General features: G+C 54.2%; 8 protein-coding genes and 1 pseudogene. 6 read left to right on the forward strand and 3 right to left on the reverse strand.

Annotation, left to right across the window (positions count from 1 at the left end):
- Both ACEU5R_RS31300 and ACEU5R_RS31305 read left to right on the forward strand, forming a co-directional pair.
- The coding region (locus ACEU5R_RS31300; RefSeq protein WP_392413736.1) for a hypothetical protein at positions 1-477 on the forward strand (477 nt) is incomplete at its 5' end.
- A gap of 287 nt (positions 478-764) precedes the next feature.
- The gene (locus tag ACEU5R_RS31305; RefSeq protein ID WP_103272905.1) at positions 765-1,103 is read left to right on the forward strand and encodes a virulence factor; all 339 of its coding nucleotides are present in this window, start codon (positions 765-767) and stop codon (positions 1,101-1,103) included.
- Positions 1,104-1,376: 273 nt separating this feature from the next.
- Here the strand turns inward: ACEU5R_RS31305 and ACEU5R_RS31310 are convergent, their stop codons facing one another.
- The 3 genes and pseudogenes from ACEU5R_RS31310 to ACEU5R_RS31320 form a co-directional block, all read right to left on the reverse strand.
- Entirely contained in the window at positions 1,377-1,625 is a 249-nt protein-coding gene (locus tag ACEU5R_RS31310; protein WP_103272904.1) for a hypothetical protein, read from the reverse strand.
- Positions 1,626-1,931: 306 nt separating this feature from the next.
- A complete protein-coding gene (gene serS, locus ACEU5R_RS31315) occupies positions 1,932-3,278 on the reverse strand; it encodes a serine--tRNA ligase (RefSeq protein ID WP_392413739.1) in 1,347 nt (448 codons plus the stop codon).
- 45 nt (positions 3,279-3,323) lie between these two features.
- Positions 3,324-4,316 (reverse strand): annotated as a pseudogene (locus tag ACEU5R_RS31320) (replication-associated recombination protein A); the annotation flags it as partial.
- A 181-nt stretch (positions 4,317-4,497) separates the two neighbouring features.
- On the opposite strand from ACEU5R_RS31320, the gene ACEU5R_RS31325 reads away from it, so the two are divergent.
- The 4 genes from ACEU5R_RS31325 to ACEU5R_RS31340 form a co-directional block, all read left to right on the forward strand.
- Complete coding sequence (locus ACEU5R_RS31325) at positions 4,498-5,724, forward strand: tyrosine-type recombinase/integrase (protein ID WP_392413741.1); 1,227 nt, start codon at positions 4,498-4,500, stop codon at positions 5,722-5,724.
- A 24-nt stretch (positions 5,725-5,748) separates the two neighbouring features.
- Positions 5,749-6,102, forward strand: a complete 354-nt coding sequence (locus tag ACEU5R_RS31330; protein ID WP_392413743.1) for an H-NS family nucleoid-associated regulatory protein — start codon at positions 5,749-5,751, stop codon at positions 6,100-6,102.
- Positions 6,103-6,357: 255 nt separating this feature from the next.
- Positions 6,358-9,021, forward strand: coding sequence for a class I SAM-dependent DNA methyltransferase (locus ACEU5R_RS31335; protein ID WP_392413745.1), 2,664 nt, complete (start codon positions 6,358-6,360; stop codon positions 9,019-9,021).
- Positions 9,014-9,540: DEAD/DEAH box helicase (locus tag ACEU5R_RS31340; RefSeq protein WP_392413747.1), on the forward strand; the 527-nt coding region annotated here is incomplete at its 3' end. The genes ACEU5R_RS31335 and ACEU5R_RS31340, both read left to right, overlap by 8 nt.

The raw sequence follows: 9,540 nt of genomic DNA on the forward strand, positions 1-9,540 counted from the left end.
CTCAAGCAAGCGATTCTGGACGGCTACAAGGTACAGACGCGACGCATCGTCAAACCCCAGCCTACCCAGCCCACCACGATCTGGTATGCCGACGCATCGGACTCCGGCAAGTGGGTGGCCATGGGACCGTCCCGCAAAGGATCGGCCGAACTGCGCAAGACCTCGTCCTGGATCAGCTGTCCCTACGGCAAGTCCGGCGAGAGCATCCTGCTTGCCGATGAATCGGGCACGCCCTTCGCCAGCGCGGTGGTCGTAGGCGTGCGCATCCAGCGCCTGCAAAGCCTGTCCGAGGCCGACGCCCGCGCCGAGGGCACGCTGGCGCTCTATCATTCGTCGTCGCTGCTGCCTGGCGTGCCCCTGCAGACCGCCTTCGCGCTCAATTGGTGCGAACGCTACGGCACCCATGCCTGGGCGGCCAACCCCTGGGTCTGGGTAGTGGAATTCCGCCGCCGGCAGGACGGGCTGCAGGAAGACTGAGCGCGCTGCCCGCGCCTGCCGTCGCGACCGCTCTCCAGATGGTGACTGCCTGTAACTCACCGGCAGGAATCAGCGGTATTCCGCCGCATTTCAGTCGATTTCAGCTCAGGGTTTACCAGGGCGAAAAATGAATGCGGCAACGCAACACAGCCACGCCATAACGCTGGGGGACGGTTGCGTATTGTCGCTATTGCGCAGGCGGCGCTTACCAATTCCGCGATGAAAGGCGGGAAAATAGCGTCGACAAATACTCAACTTTGCTGCGTCACGCAGCGGGCAGGTGCAACATGAACAAATGGCTTATCGCTGGCGCGACCGCCGCCGGCCTGGTGATATCCAGCGCGGCCATGGCTCGCGTGGACGTGGGCATATCCATCGGCGTGCCGGGCGTCGTCTACCCGGCCGCTCCCGTCTACGTGGCGCCGCCCCCACCCGTGTACGTGGCGCCGGCGCCCGTCTACGCGCCGCCCCCGCCTGTCTATTACCGGCCCGCGCCCGTCTATGTCGCGCCGCCCGTGATCTATCCCGCGCCGGTGTACTACCGCGGCGGCGGCCGCTACTGGCACGATCGTGGCGGCTATTACCGTCACGGCGATTGGGGGCACGGTCACGGCCACCGCCGCTGATCCGGCGCGCAGCCAAGCAAAAAGCCACTCTTTCGAGTGGCTTTTTTTCGAGCAGGGCGGCAATGCCGCTCGTGAGCTGATGCGCCGGGTGTCAGGGCGATGTCCGGTCGCCCGACGGTAGGGACGAATCAGACAGCAGGGACCGGCAGCGGCTTACCGGCAACGGCCGGCTTCGCCAAGGGCGCCTGCTGAACCTTGCCGCCTTCCCAACGCGACGGCTCCTGGACCAGATCGATCCACCGACGGGGCGCGCTCGACGCCCGCCACCAACCATTATGCGGACGCATGAGCAAACTCCGGTTCACCGTTGAAACGCACGCCGTTGATTTCTTCGAACAGATTGCGGCTTTCCTGCTCCGCCTCGTCCAAGGTCGCGAACGGCTCCTGTCCGGGCACCGTCCAGCATTTTTCCGGCGCACTGCCGCCGATGCGGCGAGTCCAGATCTCCACGCGGTAGCCCTGGTTCTCTTCCTGAGCCACCGAGCATCTCACGCGAAAATCTCCAATCATTCTTGAAGTCATGGATAACTCCTTTGTTATTTATAAGTGAATGATGCGTGTATACGCCTGCGTATTGTGCCGCAACTATCCGGCCCTTATATCGGATTACACAATTATTAACATTTGAACCAAGCACTTATCCACGCAGATTAATCAGCAAAAACGACAGGAATATGGCTGGCCCGCACATCGCACAAGCCGATATGGGTGAATAAAACCGGGCTTGTGTTCCGAGCATAAAAAAAACGGACTCCCGAGGGAGTCCGTCATTTTTCCCTGCGTCCGGACGATAGCCGGATGCAGGAGACCGATGTCAGCCGCCCGCGCTCAGGGCTTGAGCACCGTCAGGCCGCCCATGTAGGGCTGCAGCGCCTTGGGCACGACCACACTGCCATCCGGCTGCTGGTGGTTTTCCAGCACGGCCACCAGCGCGCGGCCCACGGCCAGGCCGGAACCGTTCAACGTATGCACGTACTCGGGCTTGCCCTGGGCATTGCGGAAACGCGCCTGCATGCGGCGGGCCTGGAAGGTCTCGCAGTTGGACACCGAGGAAATCTCGCGCCAGGTGTTCTGCGCCGGCAGCCAGACTTCCAGATCGTAGGTCTTGGCCGCGCCGAAACCCATGTCGCCGGTGCACAGCAGCACCACGCGGTACGGCAGTTCCAGCAGCTGCAGTACGCGCTCGGCGTGGCCGACCATGTCTTCCAGCGCCTCGTAGGACTGGTCGGGCGCGGTGATCTGCACCATCTCGACCTTGTCGAACTGGTGCTGGCGGATCATGCCGCGCGTGTCGCGGCCGCCACTGCCGGCCTCGGAACGGAAGCACGGCGTATGGGCGGTGAGCTTGAGCGGCAGCTCGGCGGCGGCCAGGATGGAGTCGCGCGCCACGCTGGTCAGGGTGATCTCGGAGGTCGAGATCAGGTACTGGTCCTCGCGCACATAGGGCTTGCCCTGGTCGTCGACCTTGGGATCGTCATCGCCGCCGCCCTTGGACACGGCGAACATGTCGTCCTTGAACTTGGGCAGCTGGCCCGTGCCATACAGCGTCGAAGCATTGACGATATAGGGCGTGTAGCACTCGGTGTAGCCGTGCATGCCGGTCTGCAGGTCCAGCATGAACTGGGCCAGCGCGCGGTGCAGGCGGGCGATCGGGCCGCGCATGAACGAGAAGCGCGCGCCAGACAGCTTGGCGGCCATATCGAAATCCAGGCCCAGCGGCTCGCCCACGGCGACGTGGTCGCGCGCTTCGAAGGCCAGCGGCTGCGGATTGCCGTCGGGGCCGGCGGCGGCCGGCAGCCAGCGGCGCACTTCGACGTTGTCGTCGGCCGACTCGCCCAGCGGGGCGCTGGCGTGCGGCAGGTTGGGCACCGACATGAGCAGCTCGTTCAGCGGCTGCTGCAGCGCAGCCAGCTCTTCTTCCAGCTGCTTCAGGCGCACCGGCACGGCCTGGGACTCGGCCATGACGGCGCTGGCGTCCTCGCCCTTGGCCTTGAGCTGGCCGATCTGCTTGGCCAGCGCGTTGCGGCGGGCTTGCAGGGATTCGGTCTCGGTCTGGACGGCCTTGCGGCGGGATTCCAGGTCGTTGAACCGTTCCGTGTCGAAGGACACGCCGCGTGTCTTGAGGCGGTCGACGACGGTTTGCAGGTCTTTGCGCAGCAGTATCGGGTCTAGCATGGTGATGTCGGTGAGGTTGCGGAGGGCAAGCGGGCCGGCGGCCCCTTACCGTTTCTTGGCGCGTTCCTGTGCGTCCAGCTCGCGCAGGAATGCCAGCTTTTGCTGGATTTTAGCCTCCAGGCCGCGGTCGGTCGGCCGGTAGAAGGAAGGATTCAATCCATCGGGGAAATACTGCTCGGCGGCGGCGTAGCCATGCGGCTCGTCGTGGGCGTAGCGATAGGCCTTGCCGTGGCCCAACTGCTTCATCAGCTTGGTCGGCGCATTGCGCAAGTGGATGGGCACCGGCGCGCTACCGTGCTCGGCCGCGAACTTGCGGGCCTGGTTGTAGGCGTTGTAGACGGCGTTGGACTTGGCGGCGCAGGCCATGTAGACCACCGCCTGGGCCAGCGCCAACTCGCCTTCGGGCGAGCCCAGCCGCTCGTAGATGTCGGCGCCGTTGACGGCTAGGTCGGTGGCGCGCGGATCGGCCAGGCCGATGTCCTCGACCGCCATGCGCACCAGCCGGCGCGACAGGTATTTGGGATCGGCGCCGCCGTCGATCATGCGGCAGAACCAGTACAGCGCCGCGTCCGGATTCGAGCCGCGCACCGCCTTGTGCAGGGCGCTGATCTGGTCGTAGAAGGCGTCGCCGCCCTTGTCGAAGCGCCGCAGGTTCTGCGATAGCGCGATTTCCAGCCAGGCCGCGTCCACGCTGTCGCGTCCGGCGGACTGGGCCGATTCGGCCACCACTTCCACCGCGCTGATCAGCCGGCGCGCGTCGCCGTCGGCCCAGGCCGCCAGCTGCTCGCGCGCGTCCGGCTCGACACGCATGGCGGCGCCGGCCTCCAGGCCGTCGTTGAAGGCCGCGATGGCGCGGTCGACCAGCAGTTGCAGTTCCTCGGGCGTGAGCGATTGCAGCACGTAGACCCGCGCCCGCGACAGCAAGGCCGAGTTGACCTCGAACGAGGGGTTCTCGGTGGTCGCGCCGATGAAGGTGAACAGGCCGCTTTCGACATAGGGCAGGAAGGCATCCTGCTGCGCCTTGTTGAAGCGCGATACAGTGCTATGGACTCGTTGTAAATCAACATGTTGCCGTGGCCTACCAAGTGTTTTTTGCACAAAACACCGGTTCTGATGCACAATTTTTTGCACCACGGTTTTTGATTGTGCAATCTGGGGGCTCACAGTGTCAGTCTACTCGTTCAAGTACAAGGTTCTAAACAGGGAAACAGGCCGCAAAGTGTCTGTCACCCGCTGGCGTGTCCAAATCCGCAAAGGTGGTGAAAACATCAACAAGGTCTTTGATGATGAGTCCACCGCTCGCTCTTGGGAAGAACAAGAGTTGAAGCGGATTGACTCAGGTGTCCCGCAGAATCTCATTTTTGATATGAAATATCAAATGGAGATGCCCAACATGCGGACCTTACTCAAGGACTACTTTGAAAAGTTCATGAGCAAGCAAGCGGAGTCTTCATACAAGACCAATCACAACCGTTGTCTTTCAGCCATCCCTTCCATTCCCATCTACTTCAAAGACATTGGCAGCAAGATTGATAACTATCGTTATCAAAACAACATTGTTGATGCCATGATGAAGAAGGTCTTCAACAAGAACTTCATTGATTTTGGTGCTTTCAAGATTGATACAGTGGACTTCTGGTTGCTCATGGCTTACATCGAATCCAGAAAATCTACAGGCATTAAGAACAACACCATTCTTCGTGAGCTATCAACCATCAGTTCAGCATTTGAAAAGGTCTACAAGCTCTATCCCGATCTCTTTCCGAATGGCTTGATGAACCCAGTGAAGATGCTTCCTCGTGGTGAAAAGCCAAAGCCCTATCTTGGAAGAAAGCGGGTTCTGTCTGATGAAGAAGCAGTGAAGATTGCTGAGTGGATGAAGTTGAAGAGCAACATTGAACCCTACTTTGTTTTCATCACCTGCCTTGAATCAGGTGCTCGTAAAAGTGAAGTCTTGAAAGCTCAGTGGGAAAACGTGAATTTCCAACTCTGGTCTATCCATCTTCCAACAACGAAGAACGGAAGACCACGAGACATCATGATTCCAGAGGATGAAGAATTCCGTGCATGGCTCTTGAAAAACAAGCTGGCAAAAGGCCCAATCTTTAAATTAACTGGCTGGAATTTCCGCGCTTACTGGGTTGATGCTTTGAAAGCTTTGGGCATGTATGATGACCCAGAAACACGCCTTCACTTCCACGATACCCGTAGAACAGCACTCACCAAGTTGATTCGTCAAAAGGCTTTGAACAACTTCCAGATTGCAAAGGAAATGGGTGTGTCACCACAGACTGTTGAACAGACCATTCAGAACATGCCTGATCGCCTTGCAGGTGTGTTTGCCAAGCTTCGTAGTGGTCAAGCATTGAATGAGGAAGAAATCATGATGCTGGCAGGGCATAGTTCATCTACGATGACTAACGCCTACTATGGTGACAGGAACTAACCTATTTCCAGAAATTTAGATACAATGACTTCTACCACCACCTCATCTAAAGGAAAGAAGCAGATGGCAACCTATGCTGAACTTCAGGAACAGATTAAGAAGCTCCAAGAAGAAGCTGAGAAGGTAAGGGCAGCAGAAATTGAGTCTGTCCTTGCTGATGTCAAAGATAAAATTAAACAGTATGGGTTGACTGCTGAACAACTGGGCCTTGTCGCTGTATCCCGCAAGGGAAAAGGCAGCAAGGGTACAGCCAAAGAAAGCACAGTGATGTACAAGAAAGGGGAACTGACGTGGTCTGGTGCGGCTCGTGGTCGCAAGCCGGCTTGGGTTGTTGAAGCCCAAGCAGCGGGTGAAGACCTCGAACAGTACCGTGTGTGATGAGCCACATCATGTTCATGACAAGAAAGCACCCTCTGGGGTGCTTTTTTTGTATCTGCACCTCTCCACCTCCACCCAGATGACATCTTGATCTAGCCCCATGTAGGACGACTGGGCTAAGATGGCACTAGTGCTGCTTGGAACAACACCAAGCATGAAGTTGCTCACCTTCTGATGGTTTGTAGCGACATTGAACAACAAGGAAAGCACCACAGGTGCTTTTTCAGTTTAAAGACATTGATTTTTGGAAATCAAATGAACATTGGTCAGGTTGAGGAAAAAGTTAAGGCACTCGTTGCCAATGTGAATCACGAGTCATTCATCTATGATTTGCTTGATTGCTACGACAAGCCCAAGGCATCTATCACTCGCCTAAAAATTGTAGGCAAGGGAAGCTATAACCTCTCCAAGAACGATGGTGAAGTTCTTTGGAAGAAACAGGTCTATTTCAAGTCCACAAACAGTGACAAGCTCCTGTCTGTGATTGATGAGATGAAGGATGCTGATGTGGTAGAGAAGCACCAGCCACGTTTCATCATTGCCATCAATCAAACTCACCTTCTTGCTATTGACACCAAGACTGGAGACACCTTGGATGTTGCCCTGGCTGAACTCAACAAGAAGTTTGACTTCTTTCTTCCTTGGGCTGGATTAGAAAAAGCACAGGCCCAAAGTGAGAACCCTGCTGATGTCAAAGCAGCAGAAAAAATGGCTAAGTTGTTTGACCTGCTAAGGGACAACAATCCAGCCAAGACCAAGCAAGAAATCCATGCGCAGAACGTATTCCTTTCACGAATTCTGTTCTGCTACTTTGCTGAAGATACTGGCATCTTTGAGTCAAAGCTTTTCACCAATCATGTTGCTTCGCACACAGCAGAAGATGGCAGTGACCTGGATGACTATCTAGGCAAGGTCTTTGATGTGATGAACCAGGAACACCGTGATGGTCTTCCTGCCTATCTCACTGACTTTCCTTATGTGAACGGTGGGCTGTTCGCTGACAAGCTCCCGATACCGAAATTCAACAGGAAATCTCGTGCCATGCTCATTGAGTGTGGCTCGGACCTGAACTGGTCAGAAATCAACCCTGACATCTTTGGTTCAATGATTCAAGCGGTGGTCCATCCCGACCAGCGCGGCAACATGGGCATGCACTACACGTCAGTGCCCAACATCATGAAGGTCATTGAACCTCTCTTCCTGAACGAACTGAAGGAAGAGTTTGAGAAGCATGCAGACAACAAGAACAAGCTTGAACTTCTTCTTCTCAGACTTGAACATCTGAAGATTTTTGACCCTGCTTGCGGATCTGGCAACTTCCTCATCATTGCCTACAAGGAACTTCGCCAGCTTGAAATGGAAATTTTCAAGCGACTGCAAGAAATTTCCAAAGAAGGCTTGATTCCTCTTTCAAGAATCCGACTTTCACAGTTCTATGGCATTGAACTGGATGACTTCGCTCACGAAGTAGCTATTCTGTCTCTGTGGCTTGCAGAGCATCAGATGAACATGAAGTTCAAGGCTACCTTTGGCCATTGCAATCCCGCACTTCCTCTGAAGAGTAGTGGAAATGTTGTATGTGCGAATGCTACAAGTATTGATTGGAATGCAGTCTGCCCACAGAAGGATGGGGATGTATTTATTCTAGGGAATCCTCCTTATGTCGGTTTTCAAAATCAAACTGACGAGCAGAAAGAAGAAATCATCAATGTCTTTGATCGCTTTGAGAATTTCAAGCGAATTGACTATATCGGATGTTGGTTTAAAAAGGCAGCAGACTACATTGCTGGAAAAAGCGATGCATCATTTGCTTTCGTTTCAACGAACTCTATCTGTCAAGGTGAACAGGTCTGCATCATTTGGCCTTACATCTTTTCTCTTGGTTTGGAAATTAGCTTTGCCCATCAATCATTTGATTGGGGTAACAATGCCAAGAATCAGGCAAAAGTCACATGCATCATTGCTGGGATCAAGAATGCTGATAGCATAAAAATAAAACACCTCTATAACGAGATAATTTCCAAGCAGGTAAAGAACATTAGTCCGTATCTGCTTGACTCAGATACTGTCATTGTTACCCCAACTAATCGGGCCATCTCCAACATTGGAAAAATGAGCATTGGCAATGTTCCTTTGGATGGGAACAACTTTATTCTCTCGGAAGAAGAGAAAGACGAGATAATTAGAAGAGCACCAGAAGCTAAAAAATTCATTAGAAAATACATGGGGGCGGCTGACTTCATGAGTGGCAATGCCCGCTACTGCCTGTGGGTTACAGACGCTACCAAAGCCGAAGCAGAGGCAATTCCGCCAATCCTTGAGAGGATCAACAAGTGTCGTGAATTTAGGCAAGCTGGTGGGGTTGTCGCACGTCAGCATGTTGAGGTTAGCCATCGCTTTCGTACTCAGCCGCACCAAGAAACCCCGTCAATCATTTTTCCTAAAACAACTTCCAGTAGGCGTGTCTATGTTCCTGCTGGATTTTTAGATCAAAACACCATCATTAGCGAAAAGGCGCTTGCTGCATACGATGCTCAACCATACCTTTTTGGGGTTCTCTCGTCGAAGATGCACATGGTTTGGCTGTCAGTGACAAGCTCCAGAATGCGAAATGATTTTCAGTATTCAGTTCAACTTACCTACAACACATTTCCATTTCCAAACACTACAGATACTCAAAAGGCAGCAATCACTGAATGTGTTTTTATGATTCTCGCTGCAAGGGAAAACTATCCAGAGAGGAACTTGGCTCAACTCTATGATCCAGAGAAGATGCCGGAAGACTTACTCTATGCACATGAGTCTATGGATAGAGTTGTGGAAAGTGTATATCGAGCCAAACCATTTGCTAATGACGAAGAGCGTCTTGAATGCCTCTTCAAGCTCTACGAAAAAATGACAGGGACCCAGAATGCCTAACATCGTTGAAGTTACCTATGCCCAGACTGGTCAAAGCACCAGCACCAACAAGTACGGTATGCGTGACATGCAAGATCGGGCTTTTGAAGCTCGCAATGCGCAATACCTGCTTCTGAAAGCACCTCCTGCTTCTGGTAAGTCTCGCGCCTTGATGTTCATCGCACTGGACAAGCTCATCAATCAAGGACTGTCCAAAGCCATCATTGCTGTCCCTGAAAAGTCCATCGGCGGCTCTTTTGATAGTGTAGAACTCAGCAAGTTTGGCTTCTTCTCTGATTGGGTTGTAGAGCCAAAGAACAACCTTTGCACACCTGGTGGTGAGCAAAGCAAGGTCAAAGCTTTTGTTGACTTCCTCAAGGGACCAGACAAGGTTCTTGTCTGCACCCATGCAACCTTGCGGTTCGCTTTTGAGGCTGTTGAGGAAACCGATTTTGACAATGTGCTGCTTGCCATTGATGAATTCCACCATGTCTCCGCTGATGGTGAAAACCGTCTTGGGGAACTGCTTCGCTCAGTGAT

This window comes from Achromobacter sp. 413638 (assembly GCF_043119405.1).
Lineage (GTDB): Bacteria > Pseudomonadota > Gammaproteobacteria > Burkholderiales > Burkholderiaceae_B > Achromobacter.